The 25,830-nt window shown below is 37.7% G+C and carries 31 protein-coding genes and 1 pseudogene; 13 read left to right on the top strand and 19 right to left on the bottom strand.

Annotated features, from left to right (window positions below):
* Window positions 1–25 precede the first annotated feature (25 nt).
* Together AsFPU1_RS08060 and AsFPU1_RS08055 are read left to right on the top strand one after the other, a co-directional pair.
* Window positions 26–382: a nucleotidyltransferase family protein gene (locus AsFPU1_RS08060; RefSeq protein WP_124975007.1), complete on the top strand. Its 357-nt coding sequence runs from the start codon at window positions 26–28 to the stop codon at window positions 380–382.
* The gene (locus AsFPU1_RS08055; protein ID WP_124975005.1) at window positions 364–837 is read left to right on the top strand and encodes a ribonuclease toxin HepT-like protein; all 474 of its coding nucleotides are present in this window, start codon (window positions 364–366) and stop codon (window positions 835–837) included. Before AsFPU1_RS08060 ends, AsFPU1_RS08055 begins: the two co-directional genes overlap by 19 nt.
* A 68-nt stretch (window positions 838–905) precedes the next feature.
* Here AsFPU1_RS08055 and hisIE read toward each other — a convergent pair whose 3' ends face one another.
* On the bottom strand, window positions 906–1,562 hold the full coding sequence (hisIE, locus tag AsFPU1_RS08050) for a bifunctional phosphoribosyl-AMP cyclohydrolase/phosphoribosyl-ATP diphosphatase HisIE (protein ID WP_124975003.1): 657 nt from the start codon (window positions 1,560–1,562) through the stop codon (window positions 906–908).
* A 645-nt stretch (window positions 1,563–2,207) separates the two neighbouring features.
* On the opposite strand from hisIE, the gene AsFPU1_RS08045 reads away from it, so the two are divergent.
* The 5 genes from AsFPU1_RS08045 to AsFPU1_RS08025 all read left to right on the top strand — a co-directional run bounded on the left by AsFPU1_RS08045 (window position 2,208) and on the right by AsFPU1_RS08025 (window position 5,251).
* Entirely contained in the window at window positions 2,208–2,444 is a 237-nt protein-coding gene (locus AsFPU1_RS08045; protein WP_124975001.1) for a DUF2281 domain-containing protein, read from the top strand.
* A complete protein-coding gene (locus AsFPU1_RS08040) occupies window positions 2,441–2,845 on the top strand; it encodes a PIN domain-containing protein (RefSeq protein WP_124974999.1) in 405 nt (134 codons plus the stop codon). The genes AsFPU1_RS08045 and AsFPU1_RS08040 overlap by 4 nt, the downstream gene beginning before the upstream one ends.
* Window positions 2,846–2,918: 73 nt before the next feature.
* Window positions 2,919–3,473 (top strand): hypothetical protein, encoded by a 555-nt coding sequence (locus tag AsFPU1_RS08035; RefSeq protein ID WP_124974997.1) that lies wholly within the window; start codon window positions 2,919–2,921, stop codon window positions 3,471–3,473.
* Window positions 3,474–3,495: 22 nt separating this feature from the next.
* Entirely contained in the window at window positions 3,496–4,452 is a 957-nt protein-coding gene (locus AsFPU1_RS08030; RefSeq protein WP_124974995.1) for an ABC transporter permease, read from the top strand.
* A 166-nt stretch (window positions 4,453–4,618) separates the two neighbouring features.
* A complete protein-coding gene (locus tag AsFPU1_RS08025) occupies window positions 4,619–5,251 on the top strand; it encodes a Uma2 family endonuclease (protein WP_124974993.1) in 633 nt (210 codons plus the stop codon).
* Window positions 5,252–5,538: 287 nt separating this feature from the next.
* Here the strand turns inward: AsFPU1_RS08025 and AsFPU1_RS08020 are convergent, their stop codons facing one another.
* The 9 genes and pseudogenes from AsFPU1_RS08020 to AsFPU1_RS07985 all read right to left on the bottom strand — a co-directional run bounded on the left by AsFPU1_RS08020 (window position 5,539) and on the right by AsFPU1_RS07985 (window position 10,489).
* Entirely contained in the window at window positions 5,539–6,669 is a 1,131-nt protein-coding gene (locus AsFPU1_RS08020; RefSeq protein ID WP_124974990.1) for an aldo/keto reductase, read from the bottom strand.
* A gap of 8 nt (window positions 6,670–6,677) precedes the next feature.
* Window positions 6,678–7,187, bottom strand: coding sequence for a bifunctional nuclease family protein (locus AsFPU1_RS08015; protein WP_124974988.1), 510 nt, complete (start codon window positions 7,185–7,187; stop codon window positions 6,678–6,680).
* Window positions 7,188–7,373: 186 nt separating this feature from the next.
* A pseudogene (locus AsFPU1_RS23515) lies at window positions 7,374–7,488 on the bottom strand (type II toxin-antitoxin system RelE family toxin); the annotation flags it as partial.
* Window positions 7,475–7,687, bottom strand: a complete 213-nt coding sequence (locus AsFPU1_RS08010) for a RelB antitoxin-like protein (protein WP_124974986.1) — start codon at window positions 7,685–7,687, stop codon at window positions 7,475–7,477. The gene AsFPU1_RS08010 and the pseudogene AsFPU1_RS23515, both read right to left, overlap by 14 nt.
* A gap of 195 nt (window positions 7,688–7,882) precedes the next feature.
* Window positions 7,883–8,470, bottom strand: a complete 588-nt coding sequence (locus AsFPU1_RS08005) for an anthranilate synthase component II (protein WP_124974984.1) — start codon at window positions 8,468–8,470, stop codon at window positions 7,883–7,885.
* Window positions 8,471–8,509: 39 nt separating this feature from the next.
* Window positions 8,510–9,040: a diacylglycerol kinase gene (locus AsFPU1_RS08000; protein ID WP_124974982.1), complete on the bottom strand. Its 531-nt coding sequence runs from the start codon at window positions 9,038–9,040 to the stop codon at window positions 8,510–8,512.
* A gap of 36 nt (window positions 9,041–9,076) precedes the next feature.
* Window positions 9,077–9,637 (bottom strand): rRNA maturation RNase YbeY, encoded by a 561-nt coding sequence (gene ybeY, locus AsFPU1_RS07995; protein WP_124974980.1) that lies wholly within the window; start codon window positions 9,635–9,637, stop codon window positions 9,077–9,079.
* A gap of 12 nt (window positions 9,638–9,649) precedes the next feature.
* Window positions 9,650–9,847, bottom strand: a complete 198-nt coding sequence (locus tag AsFPU1_RS07990; protein ID WP_124974978.1) for a DUF3285 domain-containing protein — start codon at window positions 9,845–9,847, stop codon at window positions 9,650–9,652.
* A 459-nt stretch (window positions 9,848–10,306) separates the two neighbouring features.
* Complete coding sequence (locus tag AsFPU1_RS07985; RefSeq protein ID WP_124974976.1) at window positions 10,307–10,489, bottom strand: hypothetical protein; 183 nt, start codon at window positions 10,487–10,489, stop codon at window positions 10,307–10,309.
* A 139-nt stretch (window positions 10,490–10,628) separates the two neighbouring features.
* Here AsFPU1_RS07985 and AsFPU1_RS07980 point away from each other — a divergent pair, with 139 nt between their 5' ends.
* From AsFPU1_RS07980 to AsFPU1_RS07955, 6 genes are all read left to right on the top strand, one after another.
* Window positions 10,629–11,591: an orange carotenoid-binding protein gene (locus AsFPU1_RS07980; protein ID WP_124974974.1), complete on the top strand. Its 963-nt coding sequence runs from the start codon at window positions 10,629–10,631 to the stop codon at window positions 11,589–11,591.
* 117 nt (window positions 11,592–11,708) lie between these two features.
* Window positions 11,709–12,461 carry a fatty acid desaturase gene (locus AsFPU1_RS07975; RefSeq protein WP_124974972.1) on the top strand — a complete coding sequence of 251 codons (753 nt, stop codon included), beginning with the start codon at window positions 11,709–11,711 and terminating at the stop codon, window positions 12,459–12,461.
* A 174-nt stretch (window positions 12,462–12,635) separates the two neighbouring features.
* Window positions 12,636–12,971: a fluorescence recovery protein gene (gene frp, locus AsFPU1_RS07970; RefSeq protein ID WP_124974970.1), complete on the top strand. Its 336-nt coding sequence runs from the start codon at window positions 12,636–12,638 to the stop codon at window positions 12,969–12,971.
* 426 nt (window positions 12,972–13,397) lie between these two features.
* A complete protein-coding gene (coaD, locus tag AsFPU1_RS07965; protein ID WP_124974968.1) occupies window positions 13,398–13,871 on the top strand; it encodes a pantetheine-phosphate adenylyltransferase in 474 nt (157 codons plus the stop codon).
* 45 nt (window positions 13,872–13,916) lie between these two features.
* The gene (locus AsFPU1_RS07960) at window positions 13,917–14,597 is read left to right on the top strand and encodes a hypothetical protein (protein WP_172957502.1); all 681 of its coding nucleotides are present in this window, start codon (window positions 13,917–13,919) and stop codon (window positions 14,595–14,597) included.
* 136 nt (window positions 14,598–14,733) lie between these two features.
* A complete protein-coding gene (locus AsFPU1_RS07955; protein ID WP_124974964.1) occupies window positions 14,734–17,472 on the top strand; it encodes an MGH1-like glycoside hydrolase domain-containing protein in 2,739 nt (912 codons plus the stop codon).
* A 280-nt stretch (window positions 17,473–17,752) separates the two neighbouring features.
* On the opposite strand, the gene AsFPU1_RS07950 is transcribed toward AsFPU1_RS07955, so the two are convergent.
* The 9 genes from AsFPU1_RS07950 to AsFPU1_RS07910 form a co-directional block, all read right to left on the bottom strand.
* Window positions 17,753–19,072: an Nramp family divalent metal transporter gene (locus AsFPU1_RS07950; protein ID WP_124974962.1), complete on the bottom strand. Its 1,320-nt coding sequence runs from the start codon at window positions 19,070–19,072 to the stop codon at window positions 17,753–17,755.
* A 152-nt stretch (window positions 19,073–19,224) separates the two neighbouring features.
* Complete coding sequence (locus tag AsFPU1_RS07945) at window positions 19,225–20,169, bottom strand: F0F1 ATP synthase subunit gamma (RefSeq protein ID WP_124974960.1); 945 nt, start codon at window positions 20,167–20,169, stop codon at window positions 19,225–19,227.
* Window positions 20,170–20,369: 200 nt separating this feature from the next.
* Window positions 20,370–21,881 carry a F0F1 ATP synthase subunit alpha gene (gene atpA / locus AsFPU1_RS07940; RefSeq protein WP_125061078.1) on the bottom strand — a complete coding sequence of 504 codons (1,512 nt, stop codon included), beginning with the start codon at window positions 21,879–21,881 and terminating at the stop codon, window positions 20,370–20,372.
* Window positions 21,882–22,065: 184 nt separating this feature from the next.
* Window positions 22,066–22,623, bottom strand: coding sequence for an ATP synthase F1 subunit delta (gene atpH / locus AsFPU1_RS07935; protein WP_124977102.1), 558 nt, complete (start codon window positions 22,621–22,623; stop codon window positions 22,066–22,068).
* A 2-nt stretch (window positions 22,624–22,625) separates the two neighbouring features.
* Window positions 22,626–23,162 (bottom strand): F0F1 ATP synthase subunit B, encoded by a 537-nt coding sequence (locus tag AsFPU1_RS07930; protein ID WP_124977100.1) that lies wholly within the window; start codon window positions 23,160–23,162, stop codon window positions 22,626–22,628.
* A gap of 29 nt (window positions 23,163–23,191) precedes the next feature.
* Window positions 23,192–23,623 carry a F0F1 ATP synthase subunit B' gene (locus AsFPU1_RS07925; protein WP_124977098.1) on the bottom strand — a complete coding sequence of 144 codons (432 nt, stop codon included), beginning with the start codon at window positions 23,621–23,623 and terminating at the stop codon, window positions 23,192–23,194.
* 84 nt (window positions 23,624–23,707) lie between these two features.
* Window positions 23,708–23,953, bottom strand: a complete 246-nt coding sequence (gene atpE / locus AsFPU1_RS07920; RefSeq protein ID WP_124977096.1) for an ATP synthase F0 subunit C — start codon at window positions 23,951–23,953, stop codon at window positions 23,708–23,710.
* 264 nt (window positions 23,954–24,217) lie between these two features.
* Complete coding sequence (gene atpB / locus AsFPU1_RS07915; RefSeq protein ID WP_124977094.1) at window positions 24,218–24,976, bottom strand: F0F1 ATP synthase subunit A; 759 nt, start codon at window positions 24,974–24,976, stop codon at window positions 24,218–24,220.
* Between the two features lie 51 nt (window positions 24,977–25,027).
* A complete protein-coding gene (locus AsFPU1_RS07910) occupies window positions 25,028–25,450 on the bottom strand; it encodes an ATP synthase subunit I (protein WP_124977092.1) in 423 nt (140 codons plus the stop codon).
* Window positions 25,451–25,830 lie beyond the last annotated feature (380 nt).

The raw sequence follows: 25,830 nt of genomic DNA, 5'->3' as shown, positions 1-25,830 counted from the left end.
TACTTAATTACTATTTTAGGCGACAATGACTAACTCTTTTTCAACTGCCAAACTTGATAAAATTTTAAATGATCGCCGTGTAAAATTAGAAGAAGAACGTCAGCTATTATTATCTAAAACTTATCAATGGCTTAATCAATTTGCTTCAGACTATGGTATTGAAAAAGCATATATTTTTGGTTCTGTAACCCGTCCAGGAAAATTTTATCAAGATTCAGATGTTGATTTAGGAGTTGAACGAATTAACCCTACAGATTATTTTTTAGCGATTAGTTTGCTATCTGCCTATTTACAGAGAGAAGTTGATATTATTCAACTTAATAAATGTCACTTTGCTGATCGTATTCGCCAAAAAGGGATTTTATGGATAAAAACACCTTAATTATTTTAAAAACTGATTTAAATGCACAATTAAAACTTATTCAAAGTATATCACAAAAATTGAATGAACGAGCTAATGGCTTAAATTCAGATGATATAATTCGCTTAGAAAGTGTCGCATATCAAATTCATAATTTATATAATGCAACTGAGGATTTACTAAAAATTGTTGCGACTTATTTTGAAAATAATATTACAGAAATGACCAAATGGCATAGTGCTTTATTACAGAGAATGGCTCAAGATATTGTTGGAATTCGTCCTGGTCTACTCTCCCAAGAAACCTTTTTACTTTTAAATAGTTTACGAGGGTTTCGTCACTTTTTTCGTCATGCTTACGGAACCCCCATTGAATATGAACAGTTAAAAATTAATCTTGATAAAGCTAGAAATTTATTGCCGAACTTAGAAAAAGATATAGCAAATTTTATCGAAACTATATCTAATTTAGATTAGCCACAAAATCCTCTCTTTAAATCTTAGGGCTTAATATTATTAAGCACCTAAATATTATATTAACCTTTTTATCTTCTTCTTTCTTGTAACTTTCGATAGACATCTTTAAGATCTACATGATGATAGGATAAAGCCACTAAAGTATGATACAATAAGTCAGCAACTTCTGAAGCGATCGCGTCTTTCTCATCATCTTTACAAGCCATAACAACCTCAGCCGCTTCTTCCCCAATTTTCTTAAGAATTTTATTGTCCCCTCCAGCTAATAATGTACGAGTATAAGAACCTTCAACAGGATGATCTCGACGTTGACAAATTACCTCATAAACCCCTGATAAAGTATCAGCAGGAGGGGCAATTTTTTGATGATCTTCGAGTTGATGAAAACAGCTTCTTTCTCCTGTATGACAAGCAATATCTCCAACTTGTTCAACAGTGATTAATAAAGCATCGCTGTCACAATCATAACGAATAGCTTTTAGCTTTTGAATATGTCCAGAGGTGGCCCCTTTGTGCCATAATTCTTGTCGGGAACGACTCCAATACCAAGCTTCTCCCGTTTCTAATGTCTTTTGCAGAGAGTCTTGATTCATCCAAGCCATCATTAAGACAGTGCCATCTAAATAATCTTGAGCGATCGCTGGAACTAATCCCTGTTCATTATACTGAATTTTGTCTAAGGGAATGACATCAATGAAATTAGCATCGGCAGATAAAGAAGACATCAAGATAACTTCCAAAATAACTTTGATCATTATTTCCCTATCATAATCAAGATACTTCTATCTCAATTATTTTGGACAATAATAGGTACTAATCTTAGCTCATTATAGCATATTGTTTCCCTCATAATAGATTGCTTAAAATTAAATAATAAAGACAAAAAAATATTGATTAACCCCATAAAATCATTAAATTACTTATTATTTATTATCTTTTGCATAATTGGTATAGTAAGCTTCTTAAAAATAAGGATTCATAAGTAAAACTTTTAGTAATATCCATTTAACTTTTAATTTTCCTAATTCATAATTCTTAATTTGTTACAAAACTTAAAATATAGTTGAGAAAGATTATTAATTATAGGGGTCAATTGCACGATTTTTCGGGATTTGTTAGACTAAGGTAAGAATTTCACAATGGGGTTCTATAACTAATTTTACAAAAAGCTTCCTTAACACCCCTCAAACATTGATAGTCTCGTTGTTAACGAGATCGTCTTTTGCCCAAAAATCTAAAAGTTGACCTATAAAGTAAGATAAACAAGAGTATTTTTTGTATATTTTTGTTAAGACTAAAACTGCATGATTTGACAAAATCGATAAAATGTGATACACTTTTGTAACCCATCATTTTATGGAAATAAACTTATGAATAATCAACAAATAATAGAAACGATTAATAAAAATTTACAACAATTACCGGAAGATAAATTGAATGAGATTGCTAATTTTGTTGAACAATTACTGATAAAATCAGTTTCTTCTACTGAGAAAAAACAATTTATTCGTTCTCTTAGGGGAAAATACGCTAATTCTTTAACACCTACTGATGTCTTTATTGAAGAAAAACAATCTGAAATTGACTGGGAAAAGCGAAATTTATGATAGTTATTCTAGATGCTTGTGCGGTTATTGCTTTCTTAAGAAATGAACCAGGGTCAAATTTAGTTGAAAATTATTTGATTAATGACGCTTACACTTGTTATATTCATGTTATTAATTTATGTGAGGTTTATTATGATGTAATGAGAAGTAATAATAAACAAAAAGCTGATGAAATGCTTAATGAATTACAAGAAGCATGTGTTATTTTTCGAGATGATATTGATTTGTATTTTTGGCAATTAGTCGCTCAATATAAAGCAACAATTCGCCGTGTATCTTTAGCTGATTGTTTTGCTTTAGCGTTAACTAAACTTCTCAATGGTTTATTAATTACTTCAGATCATAAAGAGTTTGATCCCATTGTACCTTTAGGAATTTGCTCAATTACTTTTATTCGTTGATATTATTTCTCAAAATTTTGCTATCAACTGTATAATGATCTATTATAATTTTTAAGGATGGAGGTAAAGACACATGAAAGAACCGTTTCACTTTAAAGATGATTTATCTGCTTATTCTGTTGACAGATTAATTGAATTATGTAAAGATCAAAAAAATAACGATACTGCATTTAATCATATACGTCAAGGAAATATAGAAAAATGGTTAAACTATATAGGAGAAGTAGAACTTTGCAATATTGTCAATGAAACCAGAAAAAAACAATTTAATATACTAAATAAACATAAATCACAAAAAGTAGAATGCGTATATAAAAGATTATCTGAACAATTAAACAATCGGAAATTTATTAAATCATTAGATATAGATAAAGCAATAGAAATTACTTTAAAAGAGTATGAAACTTTGTGGGCTGAAATTCTACAAAATATACAAGAACGTAATCAGTTGATTGGTTTAGGATTAGCTGCTATATTCACAGTTGCAGGATTTGGTTTAGCACCTTTAGCTGGTTTTTTCACAGTTGAAGAAATAAGTGTAAAGACACCTATTGAAATTCAAAGAATAGATGATAAAGTATCCGATTTGAAAGATCAGAACAATAAAATAAAATTAAAGAAATTCTAGATGATATGTGGGATAACTAACAATGACTCAATACCTAATCAAACGTATTTTAACAGCTATTCCCACCCTAATCGCTATTAGTATCGTCCTCTTTACCATATTAGCATTAGCCCCAGGCGACCCGTTAGGCGAATTTGCCTCTAACCCTGCTATTACTGAAGAAATCAGAGAAAATATACGTAAAAACTTAGGCTTAGATCAACCCATTTATATTCGTTATATTAAATGGTTTTTTGCCTTTATTAGAGGAGATTTAGGCTATTCTTTTAATAGTCGTAGTCCTGTTTTAGATCTCATCTTACAACGACTACCTACCACCCTTTGGGTAGTGGGAACTGCCTATATCTTAAGTGTTTTAATTGCCTTTCCTTTGGGCATAATTTCTGCCATTAAACGCTATTCTTGGCTAGATCAATTAATTACTACTTTTTCATTTATGGGCTTTTCATTACCCACATTTTTAACAGGATTACTATTTATTGTTATTTTTAGTGTCCAATTAAATTGGTTTCCCTTTATTTACAATAGTACCTTACAAATTACAAATTGGGAAACCTTCATAGAACAAATTAAACAATCAATTATGCCTGTTTGTGTCTTAGCTTTATATCAAGCGGCTGTCTTAATGAGGTTTATTAGATCAGCTATTTTAGATGAATTAACCAATGATTATGTGCGTACTGCATATGCTAAAGGATTAACTCGTTTTGCTATTTTAAAAGATCACATTATTCGTAATGCTATGATTCCGGTTGTTACTTTAATTGCTTTAGACATTCCTACAATTTTTACGGGTGCATTAGTTACAGAACAAGTGTTTAGAGTACCCGGAATTGGGGCATTATTAATTGAATCAATTTATCGCAGTGATACTCCAGTTGTGATGGCAATTACTTTTATTTATGGTATATTAATTGTTATATTTAATTTACTGGCTGATCTGACTTATGGATTTCTTGATCCGCGAGTACGATATTAAAATAACTAAACAGGAAATACAGATCAATGTAGGTTGGTTTGAACGATAATGAAAAACAACAAAACCCCAGTGTTGGGTTTCGTTCCTCAACCCAACTTACGAAAATTTTTTATTGGTATATAATATGATTTAAGTAAAAAATAAATTGATAAGTAATTTATAGCTTATGGTTGCTACTATTTTAAAATCTGATCATGTGGTTTTACATAACCTAAATTGGCTACAATTTACTAATATTTTAGATAATTTAGGCGAAAATCGTGCGGTAAGAGTTGCTTATGACCAAGGTACACTAGAAATCATGACTCCTTTACCTGAACATGGTTATTATGAAGATGTTATTAGTGATATTATTAAAGACATTGCTGATGAACTCGATATTAATTATGAATGTTATGGCGTAACTACTTGGAAACGAGAAAGTAAATTAGCAGGAGTTGAACCTGATAGTTGTTTTTATTTTCAAAATGAAAGTATAATTAGAGGTAAGTTAAGCTTCGATCTTAATCAAGATCCGCCGCCAGATCTAGCCTTAGAAATTGATTTGACGAGTAAATCTTTAGATCGTTTTCCTATTTATGCGCGTTTAGGTGTCCCTGAAATTTGGTGTTATGATTCTGGAGAACTGAAAATTTATCATCTACAAGAAAACCTATATATAGAGGTAACAAATAGTTCTATTTTTCCTCAGTTATCTATTCAAGACATACCTCAAATAATTAAAGATAATTTACCATTGGGAAGGCGTATAATTAGAAAAATAGTTCGAGAATGGGTAAAAAAAAAGTTAAATAAATAAGTAAATATAGCATTTTAACATTAGATATAAATGTGGAACAGGCATCTTGCCTGTGCATGCTGGAAGCCTACATTACTACTCATATCTTAAATGAAAAAACTACATTTTAATTCATACTTCATTATTGTCACAGGCAAGATGCCTGTGCAACAATTGTTGATATTTATCACAAAAACACTATAGTCTAATTCATAATTCATAATTCATAATTCATAATTCATAATTCATAATTCATAATTCATAATTCATAATTCATAATTCATAATTCATAATTCATAATTCCCAACTTATTCCCATAAACGACGACGAGGAGAACCATTTAAACGTTGATGAGTATCTTTTAATAGTGTAGGAATTTCTAATTTTTCGGGACAACGAGGTAAACAGTCTCCACACTCAGTACAACGGTTGCCTTTATTTCCAGGGAACCAATGACCCGCATTTTCTAACATTCTATAACGATATTGACCAAACCCTGTCATATCATAAGCAACCGCTAGATTTCGTAACCGTAAAATTTCAGGAATATTGATATTTTCAGGACAAGGAAGACACTCATAACATTGACGGCATTGATCAGTGCCCAATGCCTGATCTAAATGAGTTTCTAAACCTTTAAATACACTAACTTCTTGAGCAGTTAAAGGTTCATCTTGATCCCTTAATAATATCATAGCCTCTAATTCTTTAGGGTTAGCAGGCCCCATGCTTAAAGTAGTAATACGGCGATCGCTCAATAAAAACCGATAAGTTAATTCTAAAGGAGAAAAAGGAGAACACAAAGCTTTAAGAGTATCAGAAGGAGTATAAAGACGACCCCCTTTATCAGCAGGAGAGATAATAAACACCCCCATATCTTTCTCATGCGCTAACGCGATCGCCCTTTCATGACGTTGAAAAAAGTAATAATAATGAAGGTTAACAAACTCAAATAAATCTGTCTCTATTGCCGCTAAAATCAATTCTAAGCTGCCGTGAGTGGAAAATCCTAAGTGGAGGACGCGACCATCATTTAACGCCTCTTGCAACGCATTTAAACAGCCATTAGAATCTGTAATCCACTGAAGATGTTCCCAAGTATTAATACCATGAATAGCCAAACAATCGATATAATCGACTTGTAATCGCTCTAAAGACTCATTAATCCATTTTTTCATCTGATCGGCATCAGGAGTAGGAGGTAACTTAGTAGTGATATAAACTTGCGATCTAACAATGGCTTTGCTTTGCTCAAATACCATCCCTAAATAACGTTCACTTTGACCATACCCTCTGGCAGTTTCAATATGATTAATACCAAACACGATCGCCTGTTGTAAAGTTTGTTGAAAAATTTCCCTTGAGTCCAAACAACGCATGGTTCCCACAGACAAGACTGAGAGAGATAAATTAGTTTTGCCAAAGCGTCTATAGCGCATTAGTCTAGTTATTGTTGCTCATTATCTGTTTGAAACCCCCGACGTTGAATTAAATCTTCTGGCCGTAGATTTTCCACAAACTCTCGGAAGGCCTGACGTTCCTCTTCATCCGCATCTCTATCAACAGGAATGGAAGCATGAGCAATAACTTCTTCCATCACCCAAATAGGACTATTTGTGCGTAGGGCAATGGCGATCGCATCACTAGGACGACAGTCAATTTCTTTTTTGATTTCCCCTTGATGGAGACACAAAACCGCATAAAATGTATTATCTTGGAGAGAATGGATGATAATACGGTCTAATTCCATGCCCCACACTTGAAAGAAATTAGCAATGAGATCGTGGGTTAAAGGGCGAGGGGGTTGTTGATTTTCTAAGGCCCCAATAATGGACTTAGCTTGATCTTGCCCAATATAAATGGGTAAAGCGCGGCGATCAGAACCATCTTTGAGTAAAACGATGGGACTGCGGTTAACCGCATCTAAGGCAATACCAGCCACTTTCATTTCAATCATCTGCCTATCCTCATTCAGTACACTTGAAAAGGTATTGCTCCTTTGTTTATCAGCTTAGAGAGTAGGGGTATAATATATTATGCCCCTACTCACAGTATGCCCCACAATGCTCATAAACTATATCAGTTAAGGAAAAATCTAATAAATTTCTCGACGATGGGCAACTCGTTGACATATAATAGTTCAATTAATTTTATCAATAGTTAAGCCAATTCTATAATCTCCAACTCTAATTTTATACTTCTATTGGCAAGGAGGCTAACTCTTTTAAAAATCTCTTAGTGTATTCAACTTTCCACATTATTATTTTTGATTAATTTTAAATATTTTAATGCTTCTTGTTTAGAGAGAGTTTCGTCATTTTCAACTTCTTCAATAAGTTTCCCTAGTCCATAATCTTCAAGAATTTCTTCTATTTTTTCAAATTCAGCAATAGGAATCTGAACTGCAATAGCTTTTTGATTTTTATCTAATACATAATTTTTGTTGATTTCTAGCATCTAGTTCTCTCCAAAAGTCCTATAAATCATTATAAGCAATTATTTCCAAAATGATAATTGCTGTTAATTAGGTAGATAAAATTAATTACATAAAATTCGTAGTAGGGGCGGGTTTTTCTTAACCCGCCCTGGGTTTTTTCCATAAATCAATGATTCTCACAAGAAAACTAGATCAACCCGCCGGAGGCTGTACTTTTATAAAGATATCAAAAAGTTGCGTAATAGCTGTTTCCCTGATGGGGTTAAGATACTTTCTGGGTGAAATTGTACCCCTTGAATATGGGGATAGTCCCTATGTTGTAGACCCATAATAGTTCCATCTTCAACCCAAGCAGTAATCTCTAATACATCAGGAATAGTCTCTCTTTCCACCACTAAACTATGATAGCGAGTCGCCTGAAAAGGATTATCTAAATTAGCAAAAACTCCGGTATTATTGTGATAAATAGGTGAGGTTTTGCCGTGCATTAAAATCGGGGCCGAGACAACTTTTCCGCCGTATACTTGACCAATACTTTGATGCCCTAAACAAACCCCTAAAATGGGTAAATTGGAACCTAATTGTTCAATTAAGCTTAAAGAAATCCCGGCATCTTCGGGACGGCCAGGGCCTGGTGAAATAACTACCCCATCGGGTTTCAAATAGAGAATTTTATCAATATCAAGCTGATCATTACGATAGACTTGAATCTCTGAGGCAACTTTTAATTCAGTGCCTAATTCTCCTAAATACTGCACTAAATTGTATGTAAAACTGTCGTAATTATCAATAACCAGAATCAATGCTGATCTCCTTGGGGATGGTTAAGCAAACCTTGAAACTTATAGGGCAAAAGCTAACGCTACTAAGGGAGGACATAAGATAAACCCTCCTACTAATAAAGCCGCGATCGCGGATATCATTACGGCTCCAGCAGCACAGTCTTTAGCAATTTTAGCTAATTCATGGTAAGACTGACCAACGGCTAAGTCAACTACTGATTCTAATGCCGTATTTAATAATTCTAAAACCATGACTAAAGCACAGGTTAGGGAGACAATAGCCATGGAAACTCCATTAACTTGTAAAAATAGCCCTAAACTAATGGCTGTAGCTGTCATAATGGTATGAATTCGGAAATTTCGTTGTGTCAGGAAGGCATAAGAAATCCCCGCCCAGGCATACTTAAAACTTACTAATAGGTTAGGTGCTATCTGCCAAGCGGGGTAACGTCTATTATCTAATGTTAATTCTGAGGTGGGGATAGGGGTTTCAGAGAGTCGGTTATTGGTTCTGAAGGCAGAACTAGGGGGAAATAAAGCAGTGGAGGGCATATTCACAGAAGCTTGAGTCATTGTTAAAGGGGCTTTCATAATTTAATGTTTTGATGACACAATAGTTAATTTTTCTTAGGAATTCTGTTCAAATTGAACAGTATTTTGACAACTGTTGCTGTATACATGAATATTTTGTAACAAAGTTTCTTGTTCTCCTAGCATTTCTTCTAGAGTTTCATCATCAAGATGATCCCAACCGAGAAGATGAAGTAAGCCGTGAGCCGCTAACCAAGCGAGTTCTATGGTTAAAGTATGGCTTTGTTGTTCGGCTTGTCGGTGGGCCGTTTCTAGAGAAATGACTATATCCCCTAAGTATAAAGGTTCTGAGGTATCTAAGGGGTTGGGAACATCTACTTCTAGGGCAGCAAAAGCTAATACATCGGTAGGTTGATTTTTTTGCCGATATTGGGCGTTAAATGCCTGTATTTCTTCATCTCCAGTTAATCGTAAGCTTAACTCATAGGATGGAGCGGGTGGAAGATGGTTTAATAATGATTCTAACCAAGTTTGAAACCATTTCTGCCAAGTTTCGGCGGAAATTTTCCACTCCTGGGATTCAGGGGCGATATCTAGGGTAAATACCTCTTGAACATTGAGGTCAAATATCACGGTGGAAGTTTCAGAGGATAGCATTACAGCCACATTTTAACGGGTTAAATAGGAAATGCCAACCAAAAACCCTAATAAACCTGCTGTTGTTAAGAAAAAGTGTTTCAGGGAGATGCCTTTCTTACTTACCATGTTACGCATGGCTAGTTTGACGTAACTGGGTTTAGGTTCGGTAGATGGGGTTTCTGTTGCGTTTGGGTCGGTCGGTTGAGTAGATGAGGATGGATTGCTCATGGGATTCTAGCGCATCCTAATGGCTTATGCCCTTAAATGAAAAATGAACTGCTTTATAATGTAACAGTTTATTGCAAAAAATAAACTTATTTTTAGGAGTTGACGTAAAGGCTTAACAGTGTTAGGCCCCTACGGAAGTTCAGGAGCTTCACTTAATCTTATATTGCCCTAATTGTTCGTAATTAATATCAAATGTAGGGGTCAACGGCCGTTGACCCCTACGGTATGATTATGGTGTCAGGGCGGGTTTATTTAACATACTGGTGAGAATCAAAGATTTTGGCAAAAACCCGCCCCTACGGTATGATTATGGTGTCAGGGCGGGTTTATTTAACATACTGGTGAGAATCAAAGATTTTGGCAAAAACCCGCCCCTACGACAACTTAAAACACTATAATAAATCCATATTTTCTAACTGTTCCTTTTCCTGTATTAATAAACAACTTTTATTCATCCCATTATATCGTTATCTTAAATGTAGAAGATAGTAACCTGAAAAAGTTAGCAAAAAGTTCTGCAAAGGCACTCAAAAGAATCGTTCTTGCTGTACCCACTGCCACAAAATTAATAGAAGAATGTAATAGAATTTTACCCGCGATCGCACAATTATTGGGGTTATAAATAAAATTAATAAAACCCATAATATTAGGTAATATTGTATTTACTTTTGCCTGATTTTGGGAATGGTCACTAAATATGTTAAGATTTGTGTAGTGATAAGGCTCGGATTTTAAGAAAAGCCTTTTCTCATTTCAAACTAAGGATCATAATAGGGACTTTATGCCATATACAATTGATACAGCACGTAATATTTTTTCAAATACCCTTGCGGCAGATGTCGTTCCAGCAACAACTGCCCGTTTCGTCCAACTCAGTGCCGAAGATCAACTGGCCTTAATTTGGTTTGCTTACTTAGAGATGGGAAAAACCATTACCGTTGCCGCTCCTGGTGCAGCTAATCTTCAGTTTGCTGAATCAACCTTAGCACAGATCAAAGGGATGTCGTTCGTAGAACAATCTCAAACCATGTGCGATCTAGCAAACCGGATCGATACCCCCATTAACCGTCTTTATGCAGTTTGGTCTCCCAACATTAAACTAGGCTTTTGGTATCGTCTAGGTGAATGGATGGAAGAAGGTTTTGTTGCTCCGATTCCTTCAGGTTATCAACTTTCTGCTAATGCTTCTGCTATTCTTGCAACAATTTCTAGTCTTGAAGGTGGACAGCAAATCACCGTTTTGAGAAATGCCGTAGTAGACATGGGTTATGACCCGAAAAAAATTGAGGGTTATCAGCGTGTATCAGAACCCGTTGTTGTCCCCACACAAATTTCTGAACGTCAAAAAGTATCAATTGAAGGTGTTGATAATCCCACAATTATTCAATACATGAGCAATCTTAATGCTAATGATTTTGATGCTCTGATTCAATTATTTGCAGAAGATGGTGCGATTCAACCTCCTTTCCAACGTCCTATTGTTGGCAAAGAATCTGTACTGCGTTTCTTCCGAGAAGAATGTCAAAATCTTAAACTCGTACCTGAACGGGGTGTTATTGAACCAGCTAATGATGATTTCGTGCAAATTAAGGTAACAGGAACTTGTCAGACTCCTTGGTTTGGTGCAAATGTGGGGATGAATATTTCTTGGCGTTTTCTGTTAAATCCTGATGGCAAAATATTCTTTGTTGCCGTTGATTTATTGGCATCTGCTAAAGAACTTTTAAACTTAGTTCGTAAATAGAGTTTTTTCTCAACAATTTAACAGAAATATCTCTAAATTTTGCGACTAACAGCAAATGAGAGCGTCCTCATAGGGGACGCTCTTTTTGGATATATTAATCCTCCGAACAAGGAAATTATGGTATTACAAAAACACGCATCATATTTGGGTCTATATTTAGCGATCGCAATTCTTATATTATGGCTGACCAGTGGTCTTTACTTCATGGCTTTTCCCCTGAGTAAAATGAGTTTGAGTGCGATCGCCATAAGAATAGGATGTCGCTCTTTTCTACATACAGGCTTATTTATTTTGGCTCATGATGCCATCCATGGCAATCTTGTTCGTAACAATCTGGTTTTAAATAGGAGAATCGGTCAATTAGCGGTTAATCTCTATGCTTCTTTGTCCTATGAAAAGTGTCAAAAAAATCATAGAAAACATCATTTAAACCCGGCACAAATTGGCGACCCTGACTTTCATGATGGAGTCCATTCTCACCCGATTTTTTGGTATTATAAATTCCTACGAGGTTACTTTTCTCTTGCCGAATTTTTTAAATTTATAGGGAAGATTACTCTATTTTCTGTCTCTGTTCATGCTTGGTTTAATGTTGCTTACTTAAATTTATTTATCTTCTTCCTGGTTCCTTTGGTCTTGAGTTCAGTTCAGCTTTTCTTTTTTGGGACATATTTACCTCATGGCCAAGAAAATTCATGGCAAAACCGGAAGCAACCCAGTAATTTTTTAGGCAATTGCTGGTCATTACTCACCTGTTATCATTTTGGCTCATATCATGAAGAACATCACGCCTTTCCTGACATTCCTTGGTTCCAACTACCTCAAACTAGATCAAATTTCTACACCCAGCAAAAACTTAACAAATTTTAAATAATTAATCTCACCGGGTTAAAACCCAGGCTATATAAGGATTAGATGAGGTTAAAGCCCTCTGTTGGCTGAGGGATTCTGAGTAAATGCCCTAGTTACTGGAACCAAATATTCATTATAATTTTTACTTATATGAAGGAATGTAACCTTCTCTCACAATTTAAAAAACTATTAATGTTGACTATGCCCCTTACAGAAACTCAATGGTCGCCCAGAGAAGAAAAAATTGCCCAGACTGCTTTTGATATAGCTTATCGTCGAGAAGTTGCTTCAATGATGGCAGAGGTACAACGACAAGCGCAAGGAGCGACAAATCCAGATGAACTATGGAAACTACATGATTTTCTTAGTGCAAGAAGACATGACCTGGATGGTAAATATGATTTTCGTAGTTCGATGTTAATTTTTGTCTTTGCTCAATTAGTGAAAGAACATTGGTTAGAGCTTGGAGAATTAGAAGGATTGAGTTCCGATAAGATTGCAAAGGTCAAAGCACTTGCTGTAATTTGATTTTTTGGTCGGAGCTACAATACTTAAGATGGTGGGTTATGACGCGCCTTAAAATTTATTGGTTTTTCAATAAAAGCATAGCCGCGTCTAACCCACCCTACCCGATTGTATAGGTAGGATGTGTTCCCAACGCATCTCACTACGGCTTGCTCCATTTAAGATAGAAATCAGACATTTAAGATAGAAATCAGAGGGGTTTTCTTGAGTTTCACTATGCTTCAACCCAACCTACATTTATAGGACTTACGCAAAAAATAGTTAAATACGCCATAGATAGTGGGATGCGTTGGGAACACATCCTACTTTTAGTGTCCTTGCGTAAGTCCTAATTTATGCAAAATTAGCAAATTTTACAAGTATCGTAAACGTTATACGAAAATATAGTCATATAATACGGCAAGTAAACCTTAGTGACTCCTCAACATTGTGATTGCAGTTTATCCTGGTAGTTTTGATCCTATTACCCTCGGTCATCTTGATATCATTGAAAGAGGGGTGACTTTATTTGAACGAGTTATTGTAGCAGTATTATGTAACCCCAATAAAAAGCCCTTATTTACCCTCGAAAAACGAGTCGAACAAATTCGAGAATGTACCCAAAAGTGGAAAAACATTGAAGTTGATAGTTTTACCGGATTAACGATAGACTATGCTAAATTACATAATGCTGGAGTTTTGCTTAGAGGATTACGGGTCTTATCCGACTTCGAGAAAGAACTTCAGATGGCCCATACTAATAAAACTCTCTCACAAGAGATAGAAACCGTGTTTTTAGCCACCAATAAAGAATATAGTTTCTTAAGTAGCAGTACCGTCAAGGAAATCGCCCAGTTTGGCGGCCCAATTTCTCATTTAGTCCCAGAAAATGTGGCTAAAGATATTTATCTATATTACAGTTAACTCACCAGCGATCTATACTGTTTATTATCGACTAAATTGATGTCTATGGTACGCCGAAATTCCTCTAGCCCCAATAAATCAGCTAACAATCAACAAGGAATGACCCAGGGCCGAGGGGTTGATTTTGATATTCAACAAGAGTTAGCTCGTTTACAAGAAATTATTTATGATAGTTTTCATATTCCTCTAACTCAATGGACGATAGTGGATGAAGGAAAGTTACTCGATCAACTAGAGATTATTGGGGATAGAATTCCTGAAGCCATTAGAAAAGCTCTGGCGGTTTTGGAACAAGAACAAGAAATCTTGTCCGAAGCTGAAGGTTATGCACAGCGTATTATTCAATCTGCTCAACAAGAGGCGGCCCAGATTTTAGATGAGTCAGGAATTATTCAACAAGCACAACGAGAAGCGAACCAACTACGACAACAAGTACAACATGACTGTGAGACTATTCAGTCTCAAACTATTGGAGAAGTTGAACAACTGCGTCAAATAACAACCAATGAAATACAACAATTACGTCAACAAAGTTTAGCCGAATGTCAAAAACTTGAGGAAGGGGCTAATGAATATGCTGAGCGGGTTCTGACTCGTTTAGAAGATGAACTAGGTGAGATGTTAACCGTTATTCGTAATGGTCGTCAGCAATTATATGATAATGCTTCATCAAGAGGAACATCTCCACCAAAGCAAACCCCTAATTTGCCCAAAAAACGTGCTTAAATCCGTTAATAATCATCAGCTATTCCTAGAAAATTGGGATTATAAAATTAATCTTTGAAAATAGTCCTTAGGGCGAATTTAGGGGATAAAATTCTGGCTTAGAAACTAGTTTCCTTCAAAATTAAGATTCAATTGTATGAGCGCAGAACAAAAACGTCTTCAGTCAGTTGGTGATGATTTGCCTTGGAAAAAATGGGGCCCTTACTTAAGCGAGAGACAATGGGGGACGGTACGAGAAGATTATAGTGATGATGGCAATGCTTGGAATTATTTCTCTCATGATCAAGCGCGATCGCGTGCTTACCGTTGGGGAGAAGATGGACTAGGAGGTATTAGTGATGATCATCAAGTTCTTTGTTTTGCCTTAGCTTTATGGAATGGGAAAGATCCTATTCTCAAAGAAAGATTATTTGGGTTAACAAATAGTGAAGGAAATCATGGAGAAGATGTCAAAGAATATTACTTTTATCTTGACAGTACCCCGACTCATTCCTACATGAAGTATTTGTACAAATATCCCCAAGCAGAGTATCCTTATGAAGATTTAATCAAAACTAATCAACAACGTAGCAAGCATGAGTTAGAGTACGAATTACTCGACACAGGTATTTTTGACGACAATCGTTATTTTGATGTCTTTCTGGAATATGCTAAGGACGATACAGAAGATATCTTAATTAAAATTAGTGTTGCTAATCGAGGGCCAGAAGCAGCAGAAATTGATGTATTGCCTACTTTGTGGTTCCGTAATACTTGGTCTTGGGCCGATGGTGGTTCTAAACCCATAATACAAAAAGTAGAAGATAGGGTGATCCAAACTCATCATACTGATCACTTATTCCAAAAATTACTGAGTGATTATTATCTCTATTGTGACCGAACCGTTCCCCTATTATTCACTGATAATGAAACCAATAATTCCCGTTTGTTCGGTGTGCCAAATCCCACTAAGTACGTCAAAGATGGCATCAATAACTACATTGTTAATGGACAACGCGAAGGAATAAATTACAATCAAACAGGGACAAAATGCTCTCCCCATTATCACTTAACTGTAGAAGCTGGCGCAACTGAGGTGATCTGTTTACGTCTGACCAAAAAAGCCCCTAGCGAAATCGGTGAACCTTTTGCTACCTTTGAGACAAAGTTTCAGAGTCGTTTACAAGAAGCTGATGCTTTCTATGATTCTGTTACCCCTCCAGCTATTAAATCTGATAGCGATCGCGTCAATGTGATGCGTCAAGCTTTAGCGGGGATGTTGTGGACAAAACAATATTTCTACTATGATGTAGATAAATGGTTAGAAGAACATAATATTAACCCATTATTGGGGCCAGAACAACGCAAAAAGATTCGCAACGGTGAATGGTTCCATATGTACAGTGATGACATTATTTCCATGCCCGACAAATGGGAATATCCCTGGTTTGCCGCTTGGGATCTCGCTTTTCATATGTTACCCTTGGGGATCGTTGACTCCGAGTTTGCCAAAGAACAGTTAGACTTGATGTTACGCAACGACTATTTACACCCGAATGGTCAAATTCCGGCTTATGAGTGGAATTTTGGCGATGTGAACCCCCCCGTTCATGCCTATGCTACCATGCAAATTTATTTGATGGATAAGGCCCGCAATGGGGGTAAAGGAGATCTAAATTTCCTCAAGTATGCCTTTTCTAAATTATTAGTTAATTTTACCTGGTGGGTGAACCGCAAAGACAGCGACGGTAACAACGCTTTTGAAGGGGGCTTTTTAGGACTGGACAATATTGGAGTCTTTGATCGTAGTGCGCCCTTACCCACAGGAGGAAGTTTAGAACAAGCAGACGGAACAGCCTGGATGGTCTTTTTCAGTCAACAGATGTTACGCATTGCTGTAGAACTTGCCCTCGATGACCCTCTCTATGAGGAGTTTGTCAGTAAGTTTTTTGAGCATACCATGTGGATTGCCGGGGCGATGGACCGCATTGGTGAAAACCAAGATGAAATGTGGGATGAAGAAGACGGGTTCTTCTACGATGTATTAAAGTTTCCTGATGGAACAGCTATGCGTCTGAAAGTGCGATCGTTGGTGGGATTATTGCCTCTAGCGGCTGTAGCTATTTTTAATGGGGATGATATCGCCAAATTACCCAATTTCTATAAGCGGGCTGAGGCTTTTTGGAGTCGTCATACTGATTTGATTGAGAATATACACATCCCTGATAAACAAGGGGCAGCCGGTCGCTATATGCTATCAGTGTTTACTGAAGATAAACTGCGTAAGGTGTTGGCACGGATGCTTGATGAAAACGAGTTTTTCAGTCCTTATGGTATTCGTTCTCTTTCCCGTTATCATGCGGATCATCCCTTTGTCTTTCATCATGGGGGGGAAGAATTTCGAGTAGATTATGTACCAGGAGACTCTAATACGGGCATGTTTGGGGGTAACTCTAACTGGCGCGGCCCTGTTTGGATGCCTGTTAATATGTTATTCGTGGCTGCGTTACGGCGACTTTATGCCTTTTATGGTGATCAGTTCAAGGTAGAATGTCCCACAGGTTCAGGAAACTATATGACCTTATTTGAAGTATCGCGGGAACTAGCTCAACGACTGACTCGCCTTTTCCTCAAGGATGGCAATGGTAAGCGTCCTATAAATGGGACTGCTGAGAAATTCCAAAATGATCCCTACTGGAAAGATTTGATCCTATTTTATGAGTATTTTCATGGGGACAATGGAACTGGTATTGGCGCGAGTCACCAAACAGGTTGGACAGGTGGTATTGCTACCATTATCCAAGTAGCAGGAATGTTGACTGATGATGTGGTGAAGGAACTCTTAGAGAGTGCTGATATTGAACTTCAGTTGATTCGGAAGTATCAAGGACAATAACTCTTGACGGGGTTAACGGCCGTTGACCCCTATAATCTGCTCCTAATTTTTGTCCTGAGATTGACTAAAATCAATCTTAAGTGACTTCATTAATTATCTAGATTGATAATGCTGAACCTGATTCTAACTATATTATTAAGGATGATAATCAGAGTAAAATCATTACTAACTACGCTGAAAATGTTGATGAAATCCTCTATTAAACCTTGTGGCAAAAAAGATAATTGTTGATACTTCTTCCCTTTTGTCTTGGTAAAACGCATTTTAAATGCGTTTTAAATTATAGGTTAAACCAGCCGAGGAATGTTTGTAAAAGCAACCAAGTATTTAAACCAACAATAATTATAGCGACTGCACTTGACAAAACTTTTAACCAAGTAGGATTAACAAATTCTCCCATCAGGCGACGGTTACTGGTAAACATAATTAAAGGAATCACAGCAAAAGATAACTGTAAACTTAGCACTACTTGACTAAAAATAAGTAAAGTTCCCGTACTTCTTTCACCAAAAAAAATAATAGCAATTAAAGCAGGAATAATGGCCAATAATCTCGTGACTAAACGACGTAACCAAGGAGGTAAACGAAACTGAAGAAAGCCTTCCATGACAATTTGTCCAGCTAAAGTCGCCGTCAATGTAGAACTTTGTCCAGATGCTAACAAGGCTAAACCAAAGATTACACTGGCCGCACTTACCCCTAATAAGGGAGTAAGTAATCTGTAAGCATCTTGAATTTCAGCAACATCATGATAACCAGTAAAATGAAATGTAGCCGCCGCAACTATTAAAATTGCTGAGTTAATAAATAAGGCAAAAGAAAGAGCGATCGTTGAATCAATGGTGCCAAATTTAATGGCTTCCCACCGTTTTTCCGAGGTTGGTTGCCAAGCACGAGTTTGTACAATAGCAGAATGTAAATAAAGATTATGAGGCATCACCGTCGCCCCTAAAATACCGATCGCAATGTAGAGCATTTCTTGGTTTCTCAACACCTCTGAAGTAGGTAAATAACCCCCTAAAATTGCGGTTATATTTGGTTGAGAAAAGATAATTTCCGCAAAAAAACAGATTCCAACTGTTCCGACTAAGGTAATTATTAACGCTTCCACATAGCGGAACCCTTTCCCTTGCAATAGCAATAAAACCATGACATCTGAGGCAGTTATACAAACTCCCCAAAGCAAAGGAATACCGAAAAGAAGTTGTAAGGCGATCGCACTTCCTAATAATTCTGCCAAGTCACAAGCTGCAATAGCAATTTCACACAGCACCCACAGGATAAAATTAATACGAGAGGGGAAATAGTCTCGACAGGCCTGGGCTAAATCCCGTCCTGTTGCTACCCCTAAGCGCACACAAAGCGATTGTAATAGGACCGCCATCAGATTCGAGAGTAAGATCACACTCAGCAGCGTATAGCCAAATCTAGCCCCTCCAGCGATGTCTGTTGCCCAGTTACCAGGGTCCATATATCCCACACAGACGAGATATCCAGGACCCGCATAAGCAAGCATTTTACGCCAGAACCCTTTGTCAGTAGGGATTTTAATACTACGGTGGGCTTCAGGCAAACTCTGTTGATTGACTGGAACAGACATGATGATGCTCTTTTCATAATTTTATCATAATTATAGCGAATTTTTAACAAAGAAACAGAATCTTTGCCCCACTTGTGGGCAAAAATGAGTCCCCATCTATAACTTCTGATTTAGATGGGGAGATTTAAATTCTAAAATTGTCAGGGACTTAATTACAAGGCATTAGCACCCGATACAACCTCAAGCAATTCTTGAGTAATTGCCGCTTGACGAGCTTTATTGTAAGATAAAGTTAACGTACCGATCAGTTCACCTGCATTTTCGCTGGCATTACTCATGGCCGTCATCCGAGCGGCTAATTCACTAGCGGCTGATTCTTGTAAAGCTCTGAGTAACTGGTTGTTAACATACAGAGGCAATAAAGCATCTAAAATTTGCACAGGATCTTGTTCAAAAATCATATCTTGGGAGAAGCTACTAACTGATTGAGTTACAGCTTGCCGTTCCACTTGTAATTTACCGTCACGAGTAATGAGACGGAAAATTTCATCATCTTCCACTTCTAACCCCTGAATGGTCAAGGGTAACAAAGTTTGAACCACAGGACGAGAATTAATCAGAGAGACAAAACCCGTGTAAATTAATTCAACCCGATCAACTGTCTCTGATAAGAATAAAGAAAGCAGTTCATCAGCAATACTTCCCGAATCATCCGCCGTTGGGATTTGATTTAATCCGATATATTTTGCTTCAATAGGAGCTTGACGACGAGAAAAATATTGAGTGGCTTTGCGTCCAATAGTAATCAAACGATAATCTAAACCTTGCTGTTTTAATTCCTTAATACGTTCTTCTGCTTTACGGATAATATAGGCATTATAGCCCCCACATAAACCGCGATCGCCAGAAACAACCACAACAGCGACAGATTTAACATCCCTCTGTTGTAACAAAGGCAGATTAACATCGCCAAAACGTAGACGATTCAGTAAATTATAGAGAACATTGGCTAACGCATCAGCAAAGGGACGAGTAGCAATTACTTGTTCTTGAGCGCGGCGTACTTTAGCTGCAGCCACCAAGCGCATTGCTTCAGTAATTTTTTTGGTATTTTTGACCGACTGGATACGATCGCGGATAGCTTTAAGATTAGGCATAATGTTTAGGGATCAGTTCGGGAGCGTGATTGATAAATCAGGAGTTATGCACAGACTTTACGGCGTAGGGACAATTCATGAATTGCCCTAAAAAACACAATTCAGGTTAGTATTGCCTAAGTTCTATAAATAATCAATGGTCAGTTATCCAATATCTTAAGAGGGACAACTAACCATTGACGGCTAACTATTCCACCTAATTACGCAGCAAAAGCCTGTTTATATTCCTTAATGGCTTCTTTGAGCAGGTTTTCTGCTTCATCAGTGAGTTTTTTATCACTGTCAATAATCTCTGCATATTTGGCCTTACTGGTTTTGATATATTCCCGAAGTCCAGCACAGAAGACAGTTATTTTCTCTACTGCAATTTCATCAAGATAGCCATTAAGTCCCGCATAAGATAAAGCCACTTGTTCCCAAACAGCTAAGGGAGAATTTTCCGGTTGTTTCAACACTTGACGTAACCGTTGTCCTCGCGCTAACTGAGCTTGGGTAGCTGCATCTAAATCAGAGGCAAACTGAGAAAAAGCTTCAAGTTCAGCAAACTGAGCTAATTCTAGTTTCAGTTTTCCAGCTACTTGTTTCATAGCCTTGGTTTGAGCGGCTGAACCTACCCGACTCACAGAAATACCTGCGTTAATAGCGGGACGGAAACCTGAGTTAAACAAGTCACTAGAGAGGAAGATTTGACCGTCTGTAATAGAAATTACGTTAGTAGGAATGTAAGCAGATACGTCTCCAGCTTGGGTTTCAATTACCGGTAACGCCGTCATACTACCACCACCGAGTTTATCACTCAGTTTAGCCGCCCGTTCTAATAAACGAGAGTGAATATAGAACACATCTCCAGGATAAGCTTCCCGACCGGGAGGACGACGTAACAGTAAGGATAACTGACGATAAGCTTGAGCTTGCTTAGAAAGGTCATCATAGATAACCAAAGTATGCTTGCCTTTATACATGAAGTATTCCGCCATAGTCGCCCCTGTGTAGGGAGCAAGATATTGCAAAGTGGCGGGGTCATTAGCGTTAGCAGCTACCACAATAGTATAGTCCATCGCTCCTTTTTCTTGGAGAGTTCCCACAACTTGAGCTACAGTAGACGCTTTTTGACCGATGGCTACATAAACACAGATAACATTTTCTGATTTTTGGTTAATGATGGTGTCAATGGCGATCGCGGTTTTTCCGGTTTTGCGGTCACCAATGATTAACTCCCGTTGTCCCCGTCCCACAGGAATCATGGCATCAATAGCGGTAATGCCTGTTTGCAGGGGTTCACACACCGACTTACGAGCGACAATACCAGGGGCAGGAGATTCAATTAAACGAGTTTCGCTAGTGTTGATATCTCCTTTGCCATCAATAGGACGGCCTAAAGCATCAACCACGCGACCGATCATGGCATCGCCCACAGGAACCTGAGCAATTTTTCCTGTAGCTTTAACAGTACTTCCTTCTTGGATACCGAAACCAGTTCCCATTAAAACGGCCCCCACGTTGTCTTCTTCTAAGTTGAGGGCGATACCGACGGTTCCATCTTCAAATTCGAGCAGTTCTCCTGCCATAGCTTGTTCTAAGCCATAAATGCGGGCAGTTCCATCCCCAACTTGTAGAATAGTGCCTACGTTAGATACTTGAACGCTTTGGTCGTAGGACTCGATTTGCTGGCGAATAATGCTGCTAATTTCGTCAGGTCTGATGCTAACCATAGTTTGATCTGTTTAGAGATTAAATGGATATGAGAAAAACGATGTCAGTTAACAGTAGAACTGTCTTAAACTTAGGCGCATCTAAACTTTATAAGATGCAATGTCAGGAAAAAAATCAGCTTTCCTTTTGCCTTTTGCCTTTTGCTTTTTGCCTTGCCAAAACCCATTTTAAATTGGTTTTAGCTTAGGAGGCACCACCGAGATTAAGACTAATACGACGCAGTTGTCCGCGAAGACTAGCATCAAAGACTTGTGAGCCAACTTTGATCACTACCCCACCAATTAAGTCGGGATCAACCGTGGTTTGTAACTCAATTGATTGAGCTTGGGTCAATTGTTTAATCTTTTCACAAACGGCTGAACGTTGTTCTTCACTCAAAGCCTGAGCAGAACTAACTTCAGCTAAGACCGTATTGGTCAATTTCCGTAGTAAAGCCAAATATTGTTGGCAAATTTCCGGTAAGTAAACCAGTCTCCGTTTATCAATTAAAAGCATAATGAAATTGGTCAAATAGGTATTGGCATTATCGCCAAGTACCCGTCTGAGTACCGCTTTCTTATTTTCTTCGTTAGTGACTGGAGAATTGATAAACTCCCGTAAATCTGGAGAATTGTTCCAGAGTTCCAGCAGAGAACGACAATCTTCTCCCAAAGACTCTATGCTTTGCTGAGATTGAGCTAAAGACATCAGTGCCTGAGCATAAGGCTCGGCAACTTGTGTACTAAAAAGTGAACCTTTCACAATTAACCTCCTAACTGAGCAATACTGCGATCAATTAGGCGTTGTTGAGCCGTATCATCAATCTGCTGTTTGAGTTGAGCTTCAGCTTTAACTACGGCCATTTGACCAATTTGCTTTTTCAATTGAGCGATTACCCTATCTTGTTCGGAGGATAAATCGGCGGCGGCACTGTCTCTAAGACGAATAACATCCCGTTCACATTGGGCGGCAATTTCAGCCGCGACAACTTTGGCTCTTTCTTGAGCCGCTTGACGAATTCGTTCGGCTTCTGCTTGGGCTTGGGTTAATTTTCTTTGTTCTTCAGTTAAGGCTGCTGCCGCCTGCTTTTGTCTTGCTTCAACTTCTTGAATAGCTTGAGCAATTTGGCTGCGCCGATCACTAAGAATTTTTCCGATCGCTTTACGACCGTAAAACACCAAAACACCAACAAGAATCGACAGATTAATGATGTTACTTTCCCACAAGTCAAGATGGAACCCTATTAAGGCCCCACCCTCACCATGGCTTTCTGTGGCTAATAATAAAAAAGAATCGATCATACCTGTTTATTAGTCAACGGATGGCGTTTTTACCTTACAAATTCAGGGCCTAGTAATTTTTCTAGGATTTGACGACTCAAAGAATCCACCTGTTGTTCTAGATTCGTTAGAGCCTCTTGGCGTTGTTGCTCAATTTCTTGAGCTACTGTTTCTTTCTTGACTTGAGCGTCTTTTTGTGCTACAGCAACAGCTTGAGCGGCCATTTTTTGAGCATCTGCTTGTGCAGAAGCAATGACTTCTTGAGACTGCTTACGAGCATCTGCTAGCTGTTTTTCATATTCTTTGGCGAGTTCTTTGGCTTTAGTTAGCCTTTCTTGCCCATCAGCTTCTTGTTTACGGATGTATTCTGCCCGTTCATCTAATACCTTGTTTAATGGCTTGTAAAAGATGCTATTGAGAATCACCGCTAACACAACAAATTGCAATGCCATCATGGGCAAAGTTGCATCAAAATCAAACATTTTTCACCCATCCACTTCCAATCTAATTAAAGCTTTTCTTCGGTAGAGCCAGCCTAGATGCTGTCTCTACCATCTGATTAAGTTTTAAGCGAAGGGGTTAGCAAATAACAGCACCAATGAAATAACCAAACCATAAATGGTCAGAGATTCCATGAAAGCTAAGGTTAAAAGTAAAGTTCCGCGAATTTTGCCTTCTGCTTCGGGTTGACGTGCAATCCCAGCAACAGCCTGACCTGATGCGTTACCTTGACCAATACCAGGGCCGATAGCGGCTAAACCAACAGCTAAAGCAGCAGCGATAACGGAAGCAGCAGCAACAGTGGGATTCATTTATTTTTTCCTCGTTAATTTATTGACAGAACAAAATTGCAAACTAAGTTGATCAGGCTAAATTTTAGGAGTGCGAAGTTCCCAAGCAAAACATGGTTTTGACTTGTATTGTTAAGAACTCCCAACAGATCAAGACCTAAGTCGTCCAGAATTTTCGGTTGAATTTTCTCTCGGACTTCTTTGTTATTGTCTTATGTTTTGGGCTTTTTTGCTCAAATGATCTTTGCCTATTTTTTTTAGGTTAGCCCAGAGATGATTTTACGGTTACCCGTGTTCTTCTTCTTCTTCCGACTCAATGGCTTCATGAATGTAGGCACCCGCTAAGGTGGCGAACACTAAAGCTTGAATGGCACTGGTAAATAATCCTAATGCCATTAGGGGTAATGGCACTAATAGGGGGACTAAAAATACAAGAACTCCCACAACCAGTTCATCAGCTAAGATGTTACCAAACAGACGGAAGCTTAGGGAGAGGGGCTTGGTGAAATCTTCTAGAATTTTAATGGGTAAGAGAATGGGAATCGGTTGGATATAGTTGGCAAAATATCCTAGTCCTTTCTTACTCAAACCCGCGTAAAAATACGCTAGTGAGGTTAACAATGCTAAGGCAACGGTGGTATTAATGTCATTGGTGGGAGCGGCTAATTCTCCTTCTGGAATTGTAATCAGTTTCCAAGGAATTAATGCTCCTGACCAGTTAGAGACAAAAATAAACAAAAATAATGTCCCGATGAAGGGCAACCATTGTCGATAATGCTTTTCTCCTAGTTGATTTTTCGCTAAGTCTCGCAAAAATTCTAGGACGTATTCCATGAAGTTTTGCATCCCACCTGGAACCATTTGACCTTGTTTTGGTTTTGCGGCTAGGGAGGCAATAACCAACAGGACAATGACAAACCAGGAGGCCAGAAATACCTGCCCGTGTAATTTTAAATTGCCAATTTCCCAATACCAGTGCTTGCCAACTTCTAAAGCAGCAAGGGGCAGGGAATTTAGTATGCTCAAACCATCTAACATTGTCATTGGCTAATATTTACCTAGTCTAATTACGGAAATTATCGATTTCCTTGTGTCCTAATCGTTTGGTTTTGGCTCTGGTGCCATGACGCTTTGCAGCGTATAAACGATTATGGCGACTTTATAGGTCAGAAATCCCAGAAATACTGGGACAATGTGTAGTTCTTGCCATCGACTGGCTAAAATAATCATGGCAGCAAATAGAGCCAGTCCTTTCGTGCCAACCCTGTTCCCCGTGGTTCCGATTTTCTCTACTTCGCCAGCTAGTAACTTTAAGTACACTATACCAACACAAGCTCCTAATAAATAATTTAGAGCTATATTCAGAGAATAGAAGACCCAGACGCTAATAAAGATGATTCCGGTTAATCCTAAACTCAGCAGCAGCAGGGTTCGCTGTAACTGATAATAGTCTTTCATGGGATCGGTTGCGACTGTAATTTTCTCGGTAGCTTCGGTTTGGGGTTCGGTCAATGGCATAGGTTTACGGTTTTTGATTAGACTCGGTTATCCTTGACTAAGAATGAAGCTAATCGAGTTATTTGGCTTATATTGGCACTGGCAAACAACCCTGATGAACTCGTTAAATGGTTCAACAGGTCTGTTTTCTGCATGATAGCCATGCTCTAAAGTGTCCCATAGCAAACCAGCAGTAATAATATCACGTTCAGGCGACAACATAAACACTTATCAATGGATAATTGATAGTTGCTTTACCTTCACAACTTGTGTATTTTGTCAATATTTTTTATTAAAATGCGTCTTTGCGCGAGATAAAAATCATATCATCAATCAGCAACGCCATTTTTTTTTGTATAATTAACAGGGCAATGATTAACAAAAAAACTGTGCTTTAATGT

This window comes from Aphanothece sacrum FPU1 (assembly GCF_003864295.1).
In the GTDB taxonomy this organism is placed as follows: domain Bacteria; phylum Cyanobacteriota; class Cyanobacteriia; order Cyanobacteriales; family Microcystaceae; genus Aphanothece_B; species Aphanothece_B sacrum.
Note: the sequence above shows the minus strand (reverse complement) of the source record. Positions and strands in the feature narration are given on the sequence as shown.